A 21,269-nucleotide genomic window follows, 5' to 3' on the forward strand; every position below is an offset into this window, starting at 1 on the left:
GGCTCAGAGATCGGTGACGCGACCCGCCGCCACCACCAGGCGGCGGGTCGTGCGCGCCGCGTCCCGTACTACTTCAACATCCTCGGGGAACGCCGCGAACTGCTCGCACAAGAACTGATCCGCTGTCGTCACACGTAGGCCGCGCCGACCCAGCGCCTGCTTGGGAAAGCCTCTGACGTCACGGGTGAGCAGGACGTCGGCCTTGCCGGCGAGGGCGGCGGCCGAGTGCGCCCAGTCGTCGGGGTCGGTTCCCGGCATGGAGGCGATGGGGCGCTCGTAGGCGCGCCGGGGCACCTCGTCGTCAGGAAAGACCTCCCGGATCGCCGCGCACAGCCCTGCTACGGCTTGCCTGCTCTTGTGTCCTGACCTGGGCACCACTTCGACGAGTCCGCCAGCAGGTCCTCGGACCACAGCACCCGGAACAGATCTTCTTCGGCGCAGTGCAACAGCAGGTCGCAGACGTAGAACGGGTACAAGGTGTCGGTGTCGGCGAAGGCACGGGTGACGGTCACCGAGGATCGGTCAATCCTGTCGATCGTAGAGGCCTGCTTCGGCGATCTCGTTCATCGCCGCGGACAGCCGGGAGCGTCGGTCGACCTTGCGGTCGAGGTAGGACTCCAGTGCTGCGACGGAGATGCGCCGATGACGACTTCCCTGCAGGTTCCGTGCCGGAATCGTCCCGTCATCGAGCAACTTGACCAGGAGTGGTCGGGAGATGCCCAAGTACTTCGCGGCTTGGTTCGGTGTGAGCTCCTCGTCCGCGTCAGGCGCGACCACGCGGACCCGGCGCCCGGCGGCCTGCTGGTGCACGGCGTGTAGCAGGACCTGTACCAGCGCCTTCGGGACTTCGACCTCTTCGCCGTCGACCACGAGCACGGCTCGGTCGAAGCGTGCGCCCGTCATAGCGTGTTCGAGTCGCGAGGATGCCTGTCGGGTCACCTCGTCGGGGCGTTCAAGTTCGAAGAGCGGTTCGACCGCGGACATCGCTACCCCCTCTGCGCATCGCAGGTAACGCCTATCTGCAGCATCTGCAACTGCTGGCTACAAGTCGGTGACGCGACCCGCCGCCACGACCAGGCGGCGGGTCGTGCGCACGGCGTCCAGCATCCGGCGGTCGTGGGTGACCAGCAGCAAGGTGCCCTGGTAGGAGTCGAGCGCGGACTCCAGCTGCTCGATCGCGGGCAGGTCGAGGTGGTTCGTCGGCTCGTCCAGCACGAGCAGGTTGACGCCGCGCGCCTGGAGCAGGGCCAACGCGGCACGGGTGCGCTCACCGGGTGAGAGCGACGCCGCCGTCCGCAGCACGTGCGCCGCCTTCAGCCCGAACTTCGCCAGCAACGTGCGCACGTCGGCGGGCGGCACGTCCGGCACGGCCGCGCCGAACGCGTCCAGCAGCGGCTCGTCGCCCAGGAACAGGCCACGCGCCTGGTCGATCTCGCCGACCACCACACCCGAGCCGAGGGACGACGAGCCCGAGGCCAACGGGACGCGGCCGAGCAGCGCCGCCAGCAACGTCGACTTGCCCGAGCCGTTGGCCCCGGTGATGGCGACCCGGTCCGCCCAGTCCACCTGCAGGTCCACCGGCCCCAGCGTGAACGACCCGCGCGTCACCACCGCCGCCCGCAGCACGGACACCACCGAGCCGGACCTGGGCGCGGCGGCGATCTCCATCCGCAGCTCCCACTCCTTGCGCGGCTCCTCGACCACGTCCAGGCGTTCGATCAGGCGCTCGGTCTGCCGGGCCTTCGACGCCTGCTTCTCGGTCGCCTCGGTGCGGAACTTGCGCCCGATCTTGTCGTTGTCGGGCGCCTTGCGGCGGGCGTTCTTCACGCCCTTCTCCATCCACGCCCGCTGCGCCCGGGCGCGCTCCTCCAGCGACGACCGCGTGGACGCGTACTCGTCGTACTCCTCACGCGCGTGCCTGCGGGCGATCTCCCGTTCCTCCAGGTACGACTCGTAGCCGCCGCCGTAGGACCGCACCTGCTGCTGCGCGAGGTCCAGCTCGACGACCCGCGTCACCGTGCGGGCCAGGAACTCGCGGTCGTGCGACACCACCACGACGCCCGCCCGCAGCCCCGTCACGAACCGCTCCAGCCGCGCCAGGCCGTCCAGGTCGAGGTCGTTGGTCGGCTCGTCGAGCAGGAACACGTCGTACCTGCTCAGCAGCAACGACGCCATGCTCGCCCGCGCCGCCTGGCCACCTGACAGGGCCGTCATCGGCAGGTCGAGCGAGACGTCGAGCCCCAGGTCGGCGGCCACCTCCAGCGACCGCTCCTCCAGGTCCGCGCCGCCGAGCGCGAGCCACCGCTCCAACGCGTCGGAGTAGCCGTCGTCACCCGAACCCGACGACAACGCCTCGGTCGCCCGGTCCAGCTCGACCTGCGCCGCCGCCACGCCCGTGCGTCGGGCCAGGAAGTCCCGCACGGTCTCGCCGGGGCGCCGTTCCGGCTCCTGCGGCAGGTGGCCGACGGTCGCGGTCGTCGGGGAGAGGCGGATCACACCCCGCTCGGCGGGCAGCAGGCCCGCCAACGTCCGCAGCAACGTCGACTTGCCCGCGCCGTTGGCGCCGACCAGGCCGATCACGTCACCGGGTGCGACGACCAGGTCCAGGCCTTCGAACAGGACGCGGTCGCCGTGCCCGGCGGCCAGGTCCTTCGCGACGAGTGTGGCGCTCATGACGACTCCACGGCAAAAGAAGACGCCCCTCGACAGGCGTCGAGGGGCGTTCGCTTGGGGTGAGTGACGGGACTTGAACCCGCGACACCTGGGATCACAACCCAGTGCTCTGCCAGCTGAGCTACACCCACCAAGACCGGCTGACCCGGCGCGTGAAGCATACAGTGCCCTACCGCCGGGTCTGAAATCGACCCTATTTCAGGTGGTCGGCGGCCAGCAGCTCGGCGGCCACGGCCTGCGCCTGCTCCGAGGAAGGCCCTGGCTGCGGCACGAACGCCGTCCGCCGGTAGTACGCCAGCTCGCGGATCGACTCCTTGATGTCGGCCAGGGCGCGGTGCGCCAGGCCCTTGCCCGGCTGCGCGTAGTAGATGCGCGGGTACCACCGCCGGCACAGCTCCTTGATCGACGACACGTCGACCATCCGGTAGTGCAGGTGCGCGTCGAGCTCGGGCATGTCACGGGCGATGAACCCGCGGTCGGTGGCGATCGAGTTGCCCGCCAGGGGAGCGGTGCGCGGGTCCGGCACCCACTCCTTGATGTAGGCCAGCACCTGCGCCTCGGCGTCGGCGAGCGTCACGGTCGACCGCCGCACCTCCTCGGTGAGCCCCGACTTGGCGTGCATCTGCATGACGACGTCCGGCATCGAGTCGAGCGCGGTGTCGTCGGCGTGGATCACCACGTCGACACCTTCGCCGAGCACGTTCAGCTCCGCGTCGGTCACCAGCGCCGCGATCTCGATCAAGGCGTCCTTGCCCAGGTCGAGGCCTGTCATCTCGCAGTCGATCCACACCAAGCGATCCATCACCCGCGCGAGCCTAGTCGCCCGGTCCCGCCGGCCCCGCGTCGCTTCGGGTGGCGGGCCCTTCCAATCTCATTACGCTCGGGGCGATGACGGCCCAGAGCGACATCGCTGCCGGTTACGCCTCCGAAGGCGCGGCCATCGAACTCGGTGCGGTCCTCGTGGACGGCACGGTGGAGCCGACCGCGCGCGTGCGGCTCCCGCTGGCCACGCTGAACCGGCACGGGCTGGTCGCGGGCGCCACCGGCACCGGCAAGACGAAGACGTTGCAGCTGATCGCGGAGCAGCTGTCGGCGGCGGGCGTGCCGGTGGTGATGGCGGACGTGAAGGGCGACCTGTCGGGGTTGTCACGGCCGGGCGAGGGCGGCGAGCGGGTCACCGAGCGTGCCACCCAGACGGGTGATGACTGGCAGCCTCAGGCGTGCCCGGTGCAGTTCCTGTCGCTGGGCACGGGTGGCGCGGCAGTGCCGGTGCGGGCGACCATCACCAGCTTCGGGCCGATCCTGTTGTCCAAGGTGCTCGGGCTCAACGACACCCAGGAGTCCACGCTCGGGCTGATCTTCCACTGGGCCGACTCGCGCGGGTTGCCGCTGCTGGACATCAAGGACCTGCGGTCGGTGATCGGGCACCTCACGTCCGAGGAGGGCAAGGCGGACCTGAAGGGCCTCGGCGGTGTGTCGTCGGCGACGGCCGGTGTGATCCTGCGCTCGCTGGTGAACCTGGAGGCGCAGGGCGGCGACACGTTCTTCGGCGAGCCGGAGCTCGACCCGCGCGACCTGATGCGGCTGGTCGACGGCCGCGGTGTGGTGTCGCTGCTGGAGCTGGCGGAGTTGCAGGCCAGGCCCGCGTTGTTCTCGACGTTCCTGATGTGGCTGCTGGCGGAGCTGTTCGAGGTGCTGCCCGAGGAGGGCGACCTGGAGAAGCCGAAACTGGTGTTCTTCTTCGACGAGGCGCACCTGCTGTTCGCCGACGCGTCCAAGGCGTTCCTGGAGCGGATCACGCAGACGGTGAAGCTGATCCGGTCCAAGGGCGTGGGTGTGTTCTTCTGCACGCAGCTGCCGACCGACGTGCCGAACGCGGTGCTGTCGCAGTTGGGCGCACGGGTGCAGCACGCGTTGCGGGCGTTCACGCCGGAGGACCAGGCGGCGTTGGCGAAGACGGTGAAGACGTACCCGACGACGCCGCACTACGAGCTGGACGAGGTGTTGACGTCGTTGGGGATCGGCGAGGCCGTGGTGACGGTGCTGAGCGAGAAGGGCGCGCCGACGCCGGTCGCGTGGACGAGGCTGCGCGCGCCGCGGTCCTTGATGGACACCATCGGATCGGACGCGATCAAGCAGGCCGCGGAGACGTCCGAGCTGCACGGCAAGTACGCCGAGACGGTCGACCGCGAGTCGGCGTACGAGAAGCTGACGGCGAAGGTGGCGCCTCCTCCCGCGCGGGAGGAGGCGCCACCTCGGGAGCCCGAACGCCGGGCCGAGCGCGAGGAGCCGGGCGTGGTGTCGCAGGTGCTCGGCAACTCGGCGGTGAAGTCGTTCCTGCGCTCAGCCGCGAGCGCGCTCGGGCGTGAGATCACCCGTGGGCTCTTCGGGACCTCCCGCAAGCGCCGCTGAGCGCTTGACCTTCATGGACAGGAACGCGGCGCCGATGCTGAGCAGGCCGGCGACGTACCAGGCCGGCGCGTAGTCGCCGAAGTGGTCGCGGGTGAGGCCGGCGGCGGTGGCGGCGATCGCCGCGCCGATCTGGTGCGAGGCGAAGACCCAGCCGAAGACCACCGGGGCGGACAGGCCGAACACCTGGCGGCACAGCGCCACCGTCGGCGGGACGGTGGCGACCCAGTCCAGGCCGTAGAAGATGATGAAGACGAGCATCGACGGGTGCACCGAGTCGTGGAACAGCTGCGGCAGGACGAGCAGCGACGCGCCGCGCAGCGCGTAGTACACGGCGAGCAGGATCCGTGAGTCGACGCGGTCGGTGAGCCAACCCGACAGGACCGTGCCGGCGATGTCGAAGATCCCGACCAGGGCGAGCAGGCCCGCCGCGGTGGTGGTGGGCATGCCGTGGTCGTGCGCGGCGGGGATGAAGTGGGTGCCGACCAGGCCGTTCGTGGTCGCGCCGCAGATCGCGAAGCCCGCCGCCAGGAACCAGAACGGTCCGGTGCGCGCGGCGCTGGTCAACGCGCCGATGGCACGCCGGGCCGAACCGCCCGTCGACGGCGGCACGGGCACGACCTCGTCGCCGCCGTAGGGCGGGACACCCACGTCGGCGGGGTGGTCGCGGAGGAACAGCAGCACCAGCGGCACCACCGCGAGGGCCGCGACCGACACCACGACGGACGCGGAGCGCCACCCGGAGGACTCCGACAACGCCGCCACCACCGGCAGGAACACCAGCTGCCCGGTCGCACCGCCCGCGGTCAGGATGCCGGTGACCAGGCCGCGGTGCTTGACGAACCAGCGGCCGGTGATGGTCGCCACGAACGCCAGCGCCATCGAACCGGTGCCCAGGCCGACCAGCACGCCCCAGAACAGCACCAGCTGCCAGGCCGTGGTCATGAACACGGTCAACCCGCTGCCCACCGCGACCAGCGTCAACGCCGAGGCCACGACCTTGCGCACGCCGAGCCGCTCCATCAGGGCGGCGGCGAACGGCGCGGTCAGCCCGAACAACATGAGGTTCACCGACACGGCGAAGCCGATCGTGGCCGTGGACCAGCCGAACTCGCGTTGCAGCGGTTCGATCAACGCGCCCGGGGTGGCCCGGAACGCCGCGGCGCCGACGAGCGCGATGAAGGCGACGCCGGCGACCACCCATGCCCAGTTCTGCCTGCTGCGAATCACGTGAGCAGCCTCAACGATGCGACCCGGTTCCGAAAAGTGGCTGGATGGCCATCATGTGCAAAAATCCGGCCATGGACAGCCGTCACCTGGTCGCCGTGCTCGCGCTGGACGAGGTGGTGACGTTCGACCTCGGCACGCCGACGCAGGTCCTCAACGCCGCCCGCGACGAGCACGGACAGCGGCACTACCGGGTGCGGGTCTGCACGCCGGGCGGACGTCCGGTGCGCAGCGCGGCCGGGTTCGCCATCACCCCCGACCACGGCCTGGAGCTGGTGGCGGAGGCGGACACGGTGATCGTGGCCGGTGTGCACTACGGGGCGCAGGTGCTGGAGGACGGCACGCTCGAACAGCCCGTGCGCGACGCCCTGCTCGCGGCGGCCGACCGGGGCGCGCGGGTGATGTCGATCTGCACGGGCGCGTTCGTGCTGGCCGCGGCCGGCCTGCTGGACGGGCGCAAGGCCACCACGCACTGGGCCCACGCGGACAACTTCCGCCGCCTGTTCCCGAACGTCGACCTCGACCCGGACGTGCTGTTCGTCGACGAGGGCGACGTGCTGACCTCGGCGGGCGTCGCCGCGGGCGTCGACCTGTGCCTGCACGTCGTGCGGCAGGACCACGGCAGCGAGGTCGCGAACATGGCCGCGCGCCGGTGCGTCGTGCCGCCGTGGCGTCCGGGCGGGCAGTCGCAGTTCATCGTCCGCCCGATCCCGGACCGGGCCGACACGTCCACCGCACCGGCGCGCGCGTGGGCCGTGGCGCACCTGCACGAGCCGCTGGACCTGCGCGCGCTGGCCGCGCACGCCCGGATGAGCGTCCGCACCTTCACCCGCCGGTTCCGCGAGGAGACCGGCGTGAGCCCCGGCAAGTGGATCACGCAGCAGCGCGTCGAACGGGCCCGGCACCTGCTGGAGACCACCGACCTGGCCATCGACCAGGTGGCCCGGCACGCGGGCTTCGGCACGGGTGCGGCGCTGCGGCAGCAGATGAGCGCGACGCTCGGCGTGTCGCCCAGCGCCTACCGCACCACGTTCCGCTCAGTCGGGTAGCTCCAGGAACGGGCGCAGCAGGTCCGGCACGGCCTCGTCGGCGAGCGCCAGGCCGTCGGCCTCGGCCACGTCGACCACGTGGTACGCGCCGTTGCCCGCCGCGGTGGTGGCGGTGATCGTGACCAGGCCCGCGCGGCGTTGGAAGAACGAGCGGGAGATGCGCCAGCCGATGATGCCGGTGCGTTGCAGCGCAACGGTTTCGCGGACCGCCGAGCCGGCGCGGGCGAGGAGGTGTCGGTCGGTCAGGGCGTGGCCGAGCGAGCGGTAGCGGTCCCAGCCCAGGGCGGCGGAGAAGGGCACCAGCGCCAGCACGACCTGCCACGTCCAGCTCGGCGCGAACCACGCCAGGACGGCCGCCGGCACCAGCAACGGCACGACGGCGCGCACCATCCGGCGGCGCAGGGCGGCGATCGGGTGCCGGCGCAACGGCGTCCGCGTCGGCGACGCCCCGGCCTGGTCGGCGGTGGCGGCCTGGTCGGCGACGCTGCCGGTCGGCGACCGCAGCACCTCCGCGGACACGCGGTGCGCCTCGGCGACCGGCGCGGGCGGCAGCAGCAGGTTGCTCTCGCCCTTGCGGCCCAGACCGGTCGTCACGGTCTTGGCGTGCGCGCCCCGCCCGGCGCGCAGCAGCAGCGGTTCGACCAGCTCGACGCCGCGAAGCCGTTGCTCCGCAACGGAAACCGAACGGGTGGTGAGCAGGCCGCGGCGCACGCGGACCGTGTCGTCCGGCTCGCGGGTCAGCCGGTAGCCCCAGAACTGCACCACGTACACCAGCACCGAGCCGAACGTGGCGACCAGCAGCACGACCGCGGCGATCACCGCGATGGTCAACCCGAGCGGCTGCTGGGCGACCCAGTGCGCGGCCTCGCTCATCGGCTCGAACACCTCGATGTCGAGCTCCCGCGCGAAGTTCATCACGAACCCGAACAGCGCGCCGGCGGCCACCAGGCCGGACAACGTCAACGGCGCGTAGCGCAGCCACCGGTTGTCCCATTCGGACAGCACGACGCCCGGCCGCGCTTCCTCCGCGACGGCAGGGGTTTCCGCCTTGGCGATGGTGAGCAGCAGCACGCGCAGCCGTTCCGCCTCGGCCGACGACACCGCGTCCAGCGTCAGGCCGTCCTCGCCGGGTTGGTCGCGCTGCCCGGTGCCGACCCGGATCGCGGACAGCCCGAACAGCCGGTGCCCGAGCTTCGCGGTCAGGTCTACCGTGCGGATCCGGTCGCGCGGCACCGCCAGGCGCTTGCGCACGAGCAGACCGGTGTGCAGCTCGACCTGCTCGGTGGTGATCCGGTACCGGGTGGTGATCCAGCGCAGCAGGCCGAACAGCACGATCGCCGCGATCACGCCGACGCTGACCAGGATCCGCCACGTCTCGCCCTTGCCGAGCACGATCAGGCCGACGAACAGCGGCACCAGGCCGAGCAGCTCGTTCAGCGGGCGGACGACGAGCATCCGCACGTCCAGCCGGTGCCAGTCCACCACCGGCTCGGCGTACTCGGGCGCGGCGGGCAGCTCCGTGGTCACGTGGCATCACCCGGCGTGGCCTGGGTGGTGGTGGTCAGCTCGTCGGCCAACCGCACCGCGTCGTCGTGGTCGAGGCCCTCGATGAGCACGGGACCGGCGGCCGAGGCGGTGGTCACGGTGACCGTGGACAGCCCGAGGAGCTGTTGCAGGGGACCGCGCTTGGTGTCCACGGTCTGGATGCGCGAGACCGGCGCGATGCGCCACTCCTGGTTCAGCCAGCCGGCCAGCGTGTACACCGCGTCCGGGGTGGCCTCCCAGCGGTGCACGCGGTACCGCCAGCGCGGCATCACCAGCGTGTGCGCGGCGCCGAGCACGAGGGTCGCGATCGCGGCGGTCACCTGCCACGGCGACGCGGTGAAGATCAGCACGACCAGTTGCGGGGCCAGCAGCACCGCCCAGCCGATCAGCGCGTGCAGGGTCCAGAGGGTGATCGACTTGCGGCTCACCTGGTGCCGCGGCGCACGCAGGCGCAACACTTCGCTGCTCACGCCGTCCACTGTGCCTCAAGGCCGAGCCCGCGTGCGCGCGAACCCGGCCTCGGGACCGATCGGTTACGGCTGCGGTGCGTAGGGCGCCTGGAACACCCTGGCCGTGGCGCTCTCGCCCTGGACGGCCACGGCGGCGGGCACACCCACGACGACCGCGAGACCGGCGCAGACGGCGAGCGCAGCCATGATCTTGTGCAGGGAGTGCACAACCATCGTCGAACTCCGTTCGATCGTAGCGGCTTTGTCGGCAGGGGGAGCCGGACCAGATCCGCGGACAGCGCCCGGAGGCGTCCAAGCGGAGCATGGCACAGGGGGGTCGTCACGGTCATCACCCACTTCTGCCCCTGCCCGTTAGGCAATACCCCCGGAGCGGCAGCCCCGATCGTCGGGGACATCCCACCATTACGGTAACGAGCCGGAAACCCTGAGGTGACTCAGTCGAGCAGCGGTCTGGTCCGCGCCTCCTCGTCCAGGTCCACCCACCAGACCGCCGCGCCCGCCCGGTCGCGCACGCCGATCGTCCGGTAGATCCGCTGGAGGTGGTTCTGCACGGTCTTCGGCGACAACGACAGCTCGGCCGCGATGTCCGCGGTGCTCTCACCGGCCGCGACGCGCCGCAGCACCTCGATGCCGCGCTTGGTCAGCCCGGACCGCAGCGCCCGCGCGATCCGCCGGTTGTCCTGCTCGGCGGTGGCCGAGCTGCGCAGCGGGTCCGGCGCCGCCCGCTGCTCGCGGCGCAGCCCGAACGTGCGCTCGGCCAGCTGGTCGACCAGCCGGGCGGACAGGTCGTGCTCCCGCATCCGCAGCAGGTCGCGGCCTTCCTGGAGCTCCCACAGCCGGTACTGCTCCAATTGAGACCGGGCGTGTCGCAACGCGGAGTCCAGGTTCCCGGCCCGTTCGTGGGCCACGCTCAGCGCGCCGTGCGCCCGCACCGCGACTTCCCGCGCCAGCACGCCCATCGCCAGCTCCGCCGCACGCGTGAGCAGCCGCACCTGGTCGTCGTGCCGCTCCCGCGCGCCGCTGATCCGGGCCCGCGCCATCAGCAGCTCGGCCCGCAGCACGGGCCGGTCCTGCCCGGTCAGCAGCCGGTCGGCCCGCTGGCACGAGCGCAGCGCCCGCTCCACGTCGCCCAGGTCCAGCCGCACGTGCGTGAGCAACAGGTTCAGCCTGGCCATCTGCAACGGCTGGTCGAGGTGCTTCCACCGGTCACGGGCCTGCGCGCACAACGCCTCGGCGCGCCGCAGCTTGCGCGTGCACGGCTCGCCGTCCGGGCTGCACCGGCTCGCCGCCGTGCGCACCATGCAGTGCTCGTGGTACTGCGTGCGCAGGACGTTGGCCTGCTCGTACAGGATTGAGCCGATCAGCTCGACGTCCTTGGTCAGCTCGGCCAGGCCGAGGGCGCGGGCCAGCGAGTGCAGCGACCGCTCCCGCGAGTCCAGCCGCAGCTCCACCACGGCCTGCGAGAAGCTGCACCACGCCTGGAGCCCGACGTGCCGGTTGGCCGCCGCGATGGCCTGCACCCGGTCGATGGTGTCCAGCGCGCCGGGCAGCAGCCCGCGCTTGCCGAGCGCCACGGACTGGGCCAGCACGCTGTGCGCCACGCCTTCGGCGTCGTCCAGCCACGAGAACGCGGCCACCGCCTTCTCGGCGGACTCCAGCGCGTCACCGGGGCGGCCCTCGTCCAACGCCATCCGCGCCTCGCGCAGGTTGGACACCGCGGCCTCGCGCGGATCGGCCGCCCGCTGGACGGGAATCGTCATGAGTCTGCCCCCGCTCGAGAGGGTACTCACCCCAACTCGCGCTTCAGCACCTTTCCCGTCTCATTGCGCGGCAGGGCGTCGAGGAAGACCACCTCCCTCGGCACGGAGAACCTGGCCAGGTTGCCGCGCACGTGGTCGAGCACCGCGTCCTCGTCCAGCGCCCCGGGCTCCTCGGGCACGACGTACGCGGCGAGCCGTTGGCCGAACTGCTCGTCCGGCACGCCGACCACGGCGACCTCTCGGACCCCGGCCAGGCCCGCCAGCAGGTCCTCGACCTCGTGCGGGTACACGTTCTCGCCGCCGGAGATGATCATCTCGTCGTCGCGGCCGGCGACGAACAGCAGGCCGTCCCGGTCGCGGTAGCCGACGTCGCCGGTCGACATGAGGCCGTCCCGGACCTCCTTGCCCGCGCCGTTGGTGTAGCCGTCGAACAGCATGTCGTTGGCCACGAAGATGCGGCCGGTCGTGCCGACGGGCACCGGGTCGCCCGCGTCGTCCAGGATCGCCAGCCGGGTGCCGCGCGGCGGCAGGCCCGCCGTGTCCGGGCGCCGGGCCAGCTCGTCGGGCCGGGCGATGGTCACCCACGACACCTCGGTGGAGCCGTAGAGGTTGTAGAGCACCGGGCCGAACTCCTCCAGGCACCGCCGGGCCACCGGTGGCGGCAGCGCCGAGCCGCTGGACGCGATCACCCGCAGCTTCGGCAGGTGCGGGCGCCCGGTCAGCTCGAGGATGCGCTGCAGCATCACGGGAACGGCGAACAGCGCCTCGCTGCCGTGCTCGCGCGCGTCGGCGAGCACGAGCGCCGGGTCGAACTTGCGGCGCAGCACGAACGTCGCGCCGAGCACCAGCCCGATCTGGAACGCGGCCAGGCCCCAGGTGTGGAACAGCGGCGCCGGCACGGAGAACCGGTCGCCCGCCCTGAACGGGATGCGGGACAGCATCGCGGCGGCGGGCGCGAGGCTCGCCGGCTCCGGCCGCCTGGCGCCCTTCGGCGCGCCCGTGGTGCCCGACGTCAGCACGATCATCCGGCCGCGCGGCGGGCGCCTGGGCAGCGGCGTGGCGGGTGAGCCCGCGATCAGCTGCTCCAGCGTCCTGCTCCTGGTGACGCCCTCGACCCACGCCATCACCCGGCGGACCTTGCGCGGCGCGTTGGCCAGCAGACCGCGGAACTCGGTGTCGGCGACGACCACGGACACGTCCTGCTCGCGCAGCACCACGGCGATCTGGGCCGCGCTCAACCCGGTGTTGATCAGCACGGTGTGCGCGCCGAGCTTCACGCACGCGGCCACGGTCTCCACGAAACCGCGGTGGTTGCGGCACAGCACCGCGACCTTCGACCCCGACCGCACGCCGAGGTCGTGCAGGCCGTGCGCGAGCCGGGTGGTGCGTTCGTCGACCTCGGCGTAGGTGAGCGTGCCCGCGTCGTCGATGATCGCCGGCCGGTCGGGGTGGCGCGCCGCGCCGGTGGCGAACCCGAACGCCACCGTGATGTCCCACTGGAGGTAGGCGTCGACGACACCGAGCAGCCTGCCGGGGCCCATCGGCCGCACGACGCCGGCGCGCACCAGCGTCGCCAACGCGCGCAGCGCTTCCAGGACCCGGTTCACCGCGTCGCCCGCAGGACGAGGCGGGTGACGCCCGCGGCGACGGCGGCCACCGGCGGCGTGCGCGGCGTGCCCTTCTCCGGCATCGCCCGGTACGCCAGGTGCAGCAGCGACCGCACCTGCTTCGGCGCGGCCTTGCGGGCGAGTTCGGCCAGCAGCCCGGACGGGAGGTTGACCTCCTCGGGACGGCGCTCCAGCGCACGGACGACCCACCGCGCCGCGCGTTCGGGCGTCGCCGCCGAGAAAGCGTCGTAGACCTTCGTCGGCCCGATCATGGGTGTTCGCACCAACGGCATCCGCACGGACGTGAACGTGACACCGTCCGCCACCGTCTCGCTAGCCGCCACCCGGCTGAACGCGTCCAGCGCGCTCTTGGAGGCCAGGTAGGCGGAGAAGCGCGGGGTGTTGAGCTGCACGCCCATGCTGGAGATGTTCACGATGTGCCCGAACCGCCGTTCCCTCATGTGCGGTAGCAGTCCGAGGACCAGCCGCAGCGGCGCGAAGTAGTTCAACGCCATGGTGCGCTCGTAGTCGTGCAACCGGTCGACGGACAGGTGCGCGCTGCGCCGGATCGACCGGCCCGCGTTGTTGACCAGCGCGTCGATGCCGTCGTGCTCGGCCAGGACCTGCTTGAGCAGCGCGCCGACGGCTTCCGCGTCGGTCAGGTCGCACGGGTAGGTGTGCGCCGTGCCGCCCTCCGCGCGGATCCGCTCGGCGACGTGCTCCAACTCCTCGGCACGGCGCGCGACCAGCAGCGGCACCGCTCCCTCCCGGGCCACGGCGAGCGCGGTGGCCGCGCCGATGCCCGACGACGCGCCGGTGATCAGCACGGTCCGCCCGGCCAGGCCGTGCTTGCGGGCGGCGCGCAACGGGTCCAGGTGGTCCGACCAGTACTTCCACAACACGGGCGCGTAAGTGGTGAAGTCGGGCGGTTCCAGGCCGGTGACCGCGCGGGTGGCGGTCGAGTCGAACTCCGCGTGCACCGCGAGGCGCGGCACGACCTGCGGCGGGATGCCCAGTTCGGTGAGCACGCCGGTGAGGATCGCGCTCGTCGGCGCGGCGGGCAGCGGCATCGGCACGGTGAACCGGACCTTCGGGGCGCCGGCGGCGTCGGCCAGCGCGTTGTGGACCTCGTCCAGCGACTGGGAGCGGCGCGCGGTGAGGTGGAACGTGCTGCCGGACGGCACGTCGGCGTGGATCAACCGGTCCAGCGCGCGCACCACGTAGTCGACGGGGACCAGGTTCGTGGCCCCGAAGTGCGGCGCGACGAGCGGCAGCCGGCGCGGCAGGCGGGCGAGCGCGGCCAGCGCCGGGAAGAAGCAGTACGGGCCGTCGACCTTGTCGATCTCGCCCATGCGCGAGTCGCCGACCACGGCGCCCGGCCGGTACACGCGCCACGGCATGCCCTGGTCGCGGACGATCCGCTCGGCCGCGTGCTTGGTCACGTGGTACGGCGAGGGCAGGTGCTGGCCGAGGTCGAAGTCGTCCTCGGTGAACGTGCCGCGGTGGTCGCCCGCGACCGCGATGGACGACACGTGGTGCAGCAGCCCGCAACCGGTGCGCTCGGCGTACTCCACGACCCGCCGGGTGCCCTCGACGTTGACGGCGTGGTGCGCGTCGGCGGACGCGGTGAAGTCGTAGACGGCGGCCAGGTGCACGACGTGGTCGACCCGGTCGGCGTCGATCGGCGAGCCGAGGTCGCCCAGCACCGGCGTCAGCTTGCCGTGCACGTCCAGCTTGTCCGCCGAGTGCGGTCTGACCAGCGCGAACACCCGTTCGCAGTCCGGTCGCCGCAGGAGCTCGGCGACCAGGCGCCTGCCGATGAAACCCGTCGCGCCGGTGACGAAGTAGGTACTCACGACCCCGATACTGACACTACCTACCCGTGAGTAGGAAGAGTGCGGGGTGAAATCGGAACGCCTGTGATCAGTTTTCCGGCGTGCCGGACGCGTTCACCACCGCGTCGCGCAAGGCCGCGCGCAGGCGGCCCACCTCCAACGGCGTCAGCACGGCGGCCTCACCCGGCGGCACCGTCACCACGACGTGGCCCTGGCTGACGAAAACGGTCATGTCACGGCGACGTGACGCGATGTCGCGGCAGGAGATCTGCCACTCCTTGCCTGTGCTCACGGCCCCCAACCTCCAGGTGTCTCGACACGGGGTGCTCGGACCAATCCGGGCGCTCGTGGGAGGAGACGCACGCGGCTTGGTGCCATGACGGGGCGTTCCGTCGGGCGACCGAGCCGAGCTGTCGCTAGCGTCGCATGAGGCTGTTGTTGCAGTCACCTGAAGGGGTGAGAAAATGGCTGAACCGCAACGGATCGTGATAATTGGATCAGGTCTGGCCGGCGCTGCGGCGGCAGGAGCGTTGCGTGAGCGCGGTTACACCGGTGACCTCGTCGTCTTCGGCCGTGAAGAGCACCAGCCGTACGAGCTTCCGGCGCTGTCCAAGCAGGTCCTGCTGGGCGACGCCGACGAGCCGAACCACGTGCACGAGCCCGACTTCTACGGAACCCGCCAGGTCGAGCTGCGGCTCGGCGTCGAGATCGTCCGCGTCGACGTCGCGGGACGGGCGGTCGAGGACTCGACCGGCGCAACGCACTCGTACGATCGGCTGATCCTGGCGACGGGCTCGACACCGCGCCGGTTGCCCGTGCCGGGCGGAGAGCTCCCAGGTCTGCGGACGTTGCGCACGGTGGAGGACTCGCTGGCGTTGCGGCGCGAGCTGGCCGACGGCCGCGAGGTGGTCATCGTCGGCGCGGGGTGGATCGGCTGCGAGGTCGCCGCCGCGGCCCGGCGGCACGGCGCGACGGTGACCGTGGTCGACCCGGTGGACCTGCCGTTGCGGCGCGTGCTCGGGCCGCGGATAGGCGAGGTGTTCCGCGACCTGCACGCCGCGCACGACGTGAGGTGGCGGCTCGGCGTCGGGGTGGACGGCTTCACCGAGCACGGCGTCCGGCTCGCCGACGGCGGTTCGCTGACCGGTGACGTGCTGGTGGTCGCGGTGGGCGCCGCGCCGGACCTGGGCCTGGCGCGGGACGCCGGGCTGGCGCTGGCCGACGGCGGGGTGGCGGTGGACGCCGCGCTGCGCACGTCCGCGCCGGACGTCTTCGCCGTCGGCGACATCGCCGCGCACGACCACCCCCGCTACGGGCGGCGGGTCCGGGTCGAGCACTGGGCGAACGCCAAGGGCCAGGGTGAGCACGTGGCCGGCCCGGTCCTCGGGCACGAGGAGCCGTACGAGGCGTCGCCGTACTTCTTCACCGACCAGTACGACCTCGGCATGGAGTACCGGGGACTCGCCGACGCCGAGCGCGACGAGCTGGTGGTGCGCGGTGACGTGGACGCGCGCGAGTTCACCGCGTTCTGGCTGCGCGACGGGAGGGTGCAAGCGGCGATGAACGTCAATCAGTGGGACGACGGGGAAGCGTTGCAGCTGCTGGTCGACGCGCGGGCCGAGGTGGCGCCGGAGCGGCTGCGCGGCGGCGATCTGGGCTAGGCCGTCACAGGCAGGAGCCGCTGTCGGGCCCGTGGTCGGCCGCGATCAGGCGCTCCAGCAGCTCGTGCAGGGCGCGGGCTTCCTCCGGCGAGAGCTCGGCGGTGAACTCGCGCTCCACCTGGACGTGCAGCTCCTCGACCTCGCGCTGGACGGCCCGGCCCTGCTCGGTGATCACCGGCACGCGCACGCGCCGGTCGTTCGGGTCCGGCTTGCGCATGATCAGGCCCGCGCGTTCCAGCCGGTCCAGCTCCGCGGTCAGCGTGGTCTTGTCGACGCCGAGCGCGTGGCCGAGCGCGAGCTGGGTGCGCTGGAACTCCTCGCTGGCCAACGCGGTCAGCACGATCTGCCCGCGCGTGGTGATGCCGTGCCGCACCGCCGCTTCCTGCGCGACCGTGCCCAGTTTCTGCGCCGCGCGGTGCAGCAGCCAGTTCAGGCCCGCACGGCTGGTGCAGCCGAGGCTGGGTGCGAGGTCCATGCCCGGATCATACGCCGGCTGTGAGATATTCTTGGCTGAGAACATCTTGACTCGTAACGCATCTACCCATATGTTCCGAGCCAAGAACTTCTGAGAGGGAACTATGGTCCACTTGTTGCACATCGACACCAGCCTGCGGTTCGAGGGTTCGGTGTCGCGCGAGGTCAGCGGTGCTTTCGCCGAGGCCTGGCGGGCCGCCCGACCGGACGGCGCGTACACCTACCGCGACCTGGCTGCCGACCCGCTGCCGCACGTCGATCCGGCGGCGCTGGCCACGCGGGAGGCCGACGGCGACCGGCCGTTGGAGCGGCGGCTGATCGCGGAGGTGAAGGCGGCGGACACGGTGCTGCTCGGCGTGCCGATGTACAACTTCGGCCTGCCGTCGAGCCTGAAGGCGTGGCTGGACTGGATCATCGTGCCGGAGCTGATGGCCGACCAGCAGACCGGCGAAGGCGTGCTGACCGGCAAGCGGATCGTGGTCGTGACCGCGCGGGGCGGCTCGTACGCGCCCGGCACGCCCCGGCACTCGTTCGACTTCCAGGAGCCGTACCTGCGCGCGGTGTTCGGCATGCTGGGCCTGGACCGGGACCTGGAGTTCGTGCACGCCGAGCTGACGTTGGCCGGCGTCGTGCCGCACATGGCCCAGTTCCGCGAACTCGCGGTCTCCTCGTTGGAGGACGCGCACCGGGTGGTGCGCGAGTTGGCCGTCGCCTGAGGGGGAGATCGGGTGACGGGCCGTGGTCGAGGGGGCGGCCCGTCACCCGATAGTGCAAGCGTCGTCGGCCTGCGACCATGTGGACCATGTCGGAGCCGATCGCCGCGGTCGTGGTGCGTGCCGCCGAGTTGACCGCACGCGGGTTCCCGCGCGAGGCGATCGGCCTGCTCCAGCCGGCCCTCGCGGTCAACCCGCTGCACGGTGAGGCGTGGTGCCGGCTGGCCGCCGCCCACCTCGACGCGGGCGAGCCCGACCCGGCGCTGAGCGCCGCCAAGCGGGCCCTGGTGCTCGACGGCGACCCGGCGTGGGCGCAGCGGCTGACCGCGTTGGCGTTGAGCGAACTCGGCCGGCACACCGAAGCGGTGGTCGCGGCCCGGGAGTGCGTGCGCCGCAAGCCCGGCGACTGGCGCTGCCAGGTGGTGCTGGCCGAGGTGCTGGCCGACAGCCCCGAAGGGCAGCGCGAGGCCGTGGAGGTGGCGCGGGAGGCCGCGCACCTCGCGCCGACGGAGGCCCGCGCGTTCCAGGTGCTCGGCGACTCCGCGTTGCGCGTGCGCGACTGGGGCACCGCCGAACGCGCCTACCGCACCGCGTTGCGCCTCGACCCGGGCGACGACGACGTGCGCGCGAACCTCGCCACCGTCCGGCGAAAGCGCGGCGGCGCGCCCGTGCCGCCGCCGTCCGGTGAAGCCCTGCACGCCGCGCACGTCCTGGTCTGGCCCGCGCTGTCGCGGCTCGCCGCGCTGCTCGTCGCCGGCGGCCTCGTGCTGCTGCTGGCCGGCATGCCGACGCCGACGCCGATGGTGGGCTGGTTCGCCGGGCTGCTGGTCGTCGGCTGCCTCGTGATCGCGGGATTGGTGCTGCTGAAGGCCCGGGGCGGTGTGCGGCGGGCGTTGCTGCGGCTGCCGCTGCACCGGCCCAAGGTGGCCTTCGCCACGACGATGTTCGGCCTGGCCGCGGTCATCCTCGCCGGCTGGGCGGTGGCGCTCCTCCTCGGGGCCACGACGATGCAGCCGCTCGTGATCGCGTGGCTGTGCGCCCTGCTCGGCGGAGCCGTCGTGGTCCTCTCCGGAAGCCGCTAACCTGGATGTCGGGAAGGAGGCCGATGACCCGACGCGCGCTGCTCGCGATCCTGGCGTTGATCGCGGGTTTCGTCGTGTCCGGACCCGGCCCGAGCACGACCGCCGACGTGGCCGCCGTCTCGTCCACCGTGGACGCCGCCCACCTGCCCGGCGCGGCCACCCGCGGCACGAACGCCGCGCACCCCGTGCAGGTGCACGTCGGCCAGCCGCTGGACGGCGTCCAGCCCGCCGTGCACGTCACGCCCGCGCCGCCGGTGCGGGTGCAGGTCGTCGACCCGACCCACCGCACCCCCGAGCGCAACGCCCGGACCCCGCTCGGCGAACGCGCACCTCCCCGGCCCTCCGGTAGCTGAACCCACCCGTTCACCTCACCCGGAGGTCTCTTCGCCATGCCGCGCCCCAGTGCGCGGCGAGCTCTTGTCGTCCGTGGGCTGCTGGCCCTCGGCGTGCTCGCCGCGTCCGCGTTCACCCTGCTCACCGTCCAACCGCGCCTCGGCCTCGACCTGCGCGGCGGCACCCAGGTCGTGCTCGAAACCCCGTCCGAGGCCACCTCCGACGCCACCGACCGGGCGATGGAGGTGCTGCGCCGCCGGGTCGACGAGCTCGGCGTGGCCGAACCCGTGCTGGCCCGGTCCGGAGACCACCGCATCGTGGTGGAGCTGCCCGGCGTGCAGGACCCGACCGAGGCCATCGAGGTGCTCGGCCGCACGGCCCAGCTGCGCGTGCAGCCGGTGACCGGGCTCGGCGACGTGCCCACGCCCGAGGGTGACGCGGTCAGCCTCGGCGAGGTCGTGATGACCGGCGAGGGCATCGAGGACGCCCGCGCCACGCCCAACCCGCAGGGCGTCGGCTACCTGGTCGGCGTCGACTTCCAGGGCGACGCGCCGCAGGCGTGGCAGCGGGTGACCGCGGAGGCCGCGTGCTCACCGCCGGGCGACCCGAAGCGGCGCGTGGCGTTCGTGCTGGACGGCGAGGTCGTGTCCGCGCCGCAGGTGGACGTGTCGACGGTGTGCGGCACGGGCATGATCGGCGGCAGCACGTCGATCACCGGGCAGTTCGGCCAGGCGGAGGCCGAGGAGCTGGCGCTGGTGATCCGGTCCGGCGCGCTGCCCGTGCCGGTGGAGGTGGTGGAGCAGCGGACCGTCGGGCCGACGCTCGGCGCGGAGGCGATCGAGGCCAGCGCCCGTGCGGCGATCATCGGCGTGGCGTTGACCGGCCTGTTCCTGGTGTTCGTGTACCGGCTGGCGGGGCTCGTGGCCGTGCTGGCGCTGGGTGGTTACGCGGCCTTGGCGTACGCGGCGATGCTGGCGATCGGCGCGACGTTGACGTTGCCGGGGTTGGCCGGGTTCGTGCTGGCCATCGGCATGGCGGTGGACGCGAACGTGCTGGTGTTCGAGCGGTCGCGGGAGGAGTACGCGCGGCGCAAACGCCTGCCGCGGTCGGTGGACCAGGGCTTCCGCGGCGCGCTGAGCGCGGTGGCGGACTCGAACGTGACCACGTTGCTGGCCGCCGGGCTGCTGTTCTGGTTGGCCACGGGGCCGGTGAAGGGGTTCGGCGTCACGCTGTCGATCGGTGTGCTGGCGTCGTTGTTCAGCGCCCTGGTGCTGAGCCGGGTGCTGTTGCAGCTGGTGATGCCGTTGCTGCATCGGCGGCCCGAGTGGAGCGGGCTGCACACGTTGGGGAGGGTGCGCACGTGGCTGACCTCGCGCGGGATCACGTTGTTCCGGCGGCCCCGGCAGTGGCTGCTCGCGGCCGGGCTCGTGCTGCTGGCGGCCGTCGGCGGGCTGGTCCTGCGAGGACTGGAGCTGGGCGTGGAGTTCACCGGCGGTCGGATGCTGGAGTTCACCGCGTCCCCGACGGACACCGGCTCAGTGGACACCGGTCGGGTGCGGGCGGAACTGGCGTCCGCCGGGTTCGGTGACGCGGTCGTGGTGAGCTCGGGTTCCGACGGCGTCTCGGTGCGCACCGGTCCGATCGACTCGGCCGCCGCCGTGCGCGTGGGCGAGGCGGTGGACCGCGCGACCGGTGGTGCGGAGCAGGTCAGCAACGAGCTGATCGGCCCCAGCCTGGGCTCGGAGCTGCGGCGCAACGCGCTCATCGCGCTGGCCATCGCGGTGGCCGCGCAGCTGGTCTACCTGGCCGTGCGGTTCGACTGGCGGCTCGGCGTGGCCACCGTGGTCGCGCTGGTCACGGACGTGATCGTGCTGGTCGGCGCGTTCGCGTGGCTGGGCAAGACGGCCGACGGCGTGTTCCTGGCCGCGCTGCTGACCGTGATCGGGTACTCGGTGAACGACTCGGTGGTGGTGTTCGACCGGGTACGCGAGCTGCGGCGGACGCGGGCGCCGTTCCCCGAGGTGATGAGTTCGGCGGTGCTGCAAACCCTGCCGCGGACCGTGAACACGGGTATCGGCGTGCTGTTCGTGCTGGCCGCGCTGCTGGTGCTCGGTGACGGCTCGCTGGCCGACTTCTCCACCGCGCTGCTGATCGGGCTCGTCGCCGGCACGGTCTCCACCGTGCTGACCGCGGCGCCGGTGGCGATCGTGCTGGAGGACCGGTGAGCACCGGCCACGCGTTGCTGGCGGGTCGGTGGGGCGTTCCTCGCCGCGGGCGTCATCGCGCGCGCCGGTGTCCGGATCGGACTGCCGACGATCCCGCTGTTCATGGTGGCGGGCATCCTGTTCGGGCCGCACACCCCCGGGTCTGTCCCTTGTGGACGGTCCCGGCGAGATGGCTGTCCTGTCCAGCCTCGGCCTGGTGTTCCTGC

General features: G+C 72.3%; 21 protein-coding genes and 1 tRNA gene. 7 read left to right on the forward strand and 15 right to left on the reverse strand.

The annotated features are described in order from the left end of the window. Positions 1-3: 3 nt before the first annotated feature. From AB0H12_RS27250 to orn, 6 genes are all read right to left on the reverse strand, one after another. Positions 4-258 carry a hypothetical protein gene (locus tag AB0H12_RS27250; RefSeq protein WP_499626485.1) on the reverse strand — a complete coding sequence of 85 codons (255 nt, stop codon included), beginning with the start codon at positions 256-258 and terminating at the stop codon, positions 4-6. Positions 259-338: 80 nt separating this feature from the next. Then, positions 339-512, reverse strand: coding sequence for a hypothetical protein (locus AB0H12_RS27255; RefSeq protein ID WP_499626487.1), 174 nt, complete (start codon positions 510-512; stop codon positions 339-341). Between the two features lie 10 nt (positions 513-522). Beyond that, positions 523-984, reverse strand: a complete 462-nt coding sequence (locus tag AB0H12_RS27260) for a helix-turn-helix domain-containing protein (RefSeq protein ID WP_499626489.1) — start codon at positions 982-984, stop codon at positions 523-525. A 57-nt stretch (positions 985-1,041) separates the two neighbouring features. After that, the gene (locus AB0H12_RS27265; RefSeq protein ID WP_499626491.1) at positions 1,042-2,673 is read right to left on the reverse strand and encodes an ABC-F family ATP-binding cassette domain-containing protein; all 1,632 of its coding nucleotides are present in this window, start codon (positions 2,671-2,673) and stop codon (positions 1,042-1,044) included. Between the two features lie 55 nt (positions 2,674-2,728). Then, a tRNA-His gene (locus tag AB0H12_RS27270) sits at positions 2,729-2,804 on the reverse strand. Between the two features lie 62 nt (positions 2,805-2,866). Further along, positions 2,867-3,478: an oligoribonuclease gene (gene orn / locus AB0H12_RS27275; protein WP_499626493.1), complete on the reverse strand. Its 612-nt coding sequence runs from the start codon at positions 3,476-3,478 to the stop codon at positions 2,867-2,869. Between the two features lie 83 nt (positions 3,479-3,561). Here orn and AB0H12_RS27280 point away from each other — a divergent pair, with 83 nt between their 5' ends. Continuing rightward, positions 3,562-5,085 carry a helicase HerA-like domain-containing protein gene (locus AB0H12_RS27280; RefSeq protein WP_499626495.1) on the forward strand — a complete coding sequence of 508 codons (1,524 nt, stop codon included), beginning with the start codon at positions 3,562-3,564 and terminating at the stop codon, positions 5,083-5,085. On the opposite strand, the gene AB0H12_RS27285 is transcribed toward AB0H12_RS27280, so the two are convergent. Further along, the gene (locus AB0H12_RS27285) at positions 5,017-6,312 is read right to left on the reverse strand and encodes an MFS transporter (protein ID WP_499626496.1); all 1,296 of its coding nucleotides are present in this window, start codon (positions 6,310-6,312) and stop codon (positions 5,017-5,019) included. The genes AB0H12_RS27280 and AB0H12_RS27285 overlap by 69 nt on opposite strands. A 71-nt stretch (positions 6,313-6,383) precedes the next feature. On the opposite strand from AB0H12_RS27285, the gene AB0H12_RS27290 reads away from it, so the two are divergent. Next, on the forward strand, positions 6,384-7,358 hold the full coding sequence (locus AB0H12_RS27290) for a GlxA family transcriptional regulator (protein WP_499626497.1): 975 nt from the start codon (positions 6,384-6,386) through the stop codon (positions 7,356-7,358). On the opposite strand, the gene AB0H12_RS27295 is transcribed toward AB0H12_RS27290, so the two are convergent. The 7 genes from AB0H12_RS27295 to AB0H12_RS27325 all read right to left on the reverse strand — a co-directional run bounded on the left by AB0H12_RS27295 (position 7,347) and on the right by AB0H12_RS27325 (position 14,867). After that, positions 7,347-8,885, reverse strand: coding sequence for a PH domain-containing protein (locus AB0H12_RS27295; protein WP_499626499.1), 1,539 nt, complete (start codon positions 8,883-8,885; stop codon positions 7,347-7,349). The two genes, AB0H12_RS27290 and AB0H12_RS27295, sit on opposite strands and share 12 nt — an antisense overlap. Then, positions 8,882-9,373 carry a PH domain-containing protein gene (locus tag AB0H12_RS27300; protein WP_499626501.1) on the reverse strand — a complete coding sequence of 164 codons (492 nt, stop codon included), beginning with the start codon at positions 9,371-9,373 and terminating at the stop codon, positions 8,882-8,884. Before AB0H12_RS27300 ends, AB0H12_RS27295 begins: the two co-directional genes overlap by 4 nt. 63 nt (positions 9,374-9,436) lie before the next feature. Continuing rightward, positions 9,437-9,586, reverse strand: coding sequence for a hypothetical protein (locus AB0H12_RS27305; protein WP_230565996.1), 150 nt, complete (start codon positions 9,584-9,586; stop codon positions 9,437-9,439). A 221-nt stretch (positions 9,587-9,807) separates the two neighbouring features. Continuing rightward, complete coding sequence (locus tag AB0H12_RS27310; RefSeq protein WP_499626503.1) at positions 9,808-11,133, reverse strand: helix-turn-helix transcriptional regulator; 1,326 nt, start codon at positions 11,131-11,133, stop codon at positions 9,808-9,810. Positions 11,134-11,159: 26 nt separating this feature from the next. Continuing rightward, positions 11,160-12,740, reverse strand: a complete 1,581-nt coding sequence (locus AB0H12_RS27315) for an AMP-binding protein (RefSeq protein WP_499626505.1) — start codon at positions 12,738-12,740, stop codon at positions 11,160-11,162. Then, positions 12,737-14,596: an SDR family oxidoreductase gene (locus AB0H12_RS27320; RefSeq protein ID WP_499626507.1), complete on the reverse strand. Its 1,860-nt coding sequence runs from the start codon at positions 14,594-14,596 to the stop codon at positions 12,737-12,739. Before AB0H12_RS27320 ends, AB0H12_RS27315 begins: the two co-directional genes overlap by 4 nt. Positions 14,597-14,663: 67 nt before the next feature. Beyond that, positions 14,664-14,867 (reverse strand): hypothetical protein, encoded by a 204-nt coding sequence (locus AB0H12_RS27325; protein WP_053722955.1) that lies wholly within the window; start codon positions 14,865-14,867, stop codon positions 14,664-14,666. Between the two features lie 172 nt (positions 14,868-15,039). On the opposite strand from AB0H12_RS27325, the gene AB0H12_RS27330 reads away from it, so the two are divergent. Continuing rightward, entirely contained in the window at positions 15,040-16,236 is a 1,197-nt protein-coding gene (locus AB0H12_RS27330) for an NAD(P)/FAD-dependent oxidoreductase (protein ID WP_499626509.1), read from the forward strand. Positions 16,237-16,240: 4 nt separating this feature from the next. On the opposite strand, the gene AB0H12_RS27335 is transcribed toward AB0H12_RS27330, so the two are convergent. Then, a complete protein-coding gene (locus AB0H12_RS27335; protein ID WP_499626511.1) occupies positions 16,241-16,711 on the reverse strand; it encodes a MarR family winged helix-turn-helix transcriptional regulator in 471 nt (156 codons plus the stop codon). A 115-nt stretch (positions 16,712-16,826) separates the two neighbouring features. On the opposite strand from AB0H12_RS27335, the gene AB0H12_RS27340 reads away from it, so the two are divergent. The 4 genes from AB0H12_RS27340 (at position 16,827) to secD (ending at position 21,063) form a co-directional block, all read left to right on the forward strand. Next, complete coding sequence (locus tag AB0H12_RS27340) at positions 16,827-17,426, forward strand: FMN-dependent NADH-azoreductase (protein WP_499626512.1); 600 nt, start codon at positions 16,827-16,829, stop codon at positions 17,424-17,426. 86 nt (positions 17,427-17,512) lie between these two features. Then, positions 17,513-18,505, forward strand: coding sequence for a tetratricopeptide repeat protein (locus AB0H12_RS27345; RefSeq protein WP_499626514.1), 993 nt, complete (start codon positions 17,513-17,515; stop codon positions 18,503-18,505). Positions 18,506-18,528: 23 nt separating this feature from the next. Then, positions 18,529-18,858: a hypothetical protein gene (locus tag AB0H12_RS27350; protein WP_499626515.1), complete on the forward strand. Its 330-nt coding sequence runs from the start codon at positions 18,529-18,531 to the stop codon at positions 18,856-18,858. A gap of 36 nt (positions 18,859-18,894) precedes the next feature. After that, the gene (gene secD, locus AB0H12_RS27355) at positions 18,895-21,063 is read left to right on the forward strand and encodes a protein translocase subunit SecD (RefSeq protein WP_499626516.1); all 2,169 of its coding nucleotides are present in this window, start codon (positions 18,895-18,897) and stop codon (positions 21,061-21,063) included. The last annotated feature ends 206 nt before the right edge of the window (positions 21,064-21,269 follow it).

Source organism: Actinosynnema sp. NPDC023794 (assembly GCF_040639675.1).
Lineage (GTDB): Bacteria > Actinomycetota > Actinomycetes > Mycobacteriales > Pseudonocardiaceae > Actinosynnema > Actinosynnema luteola.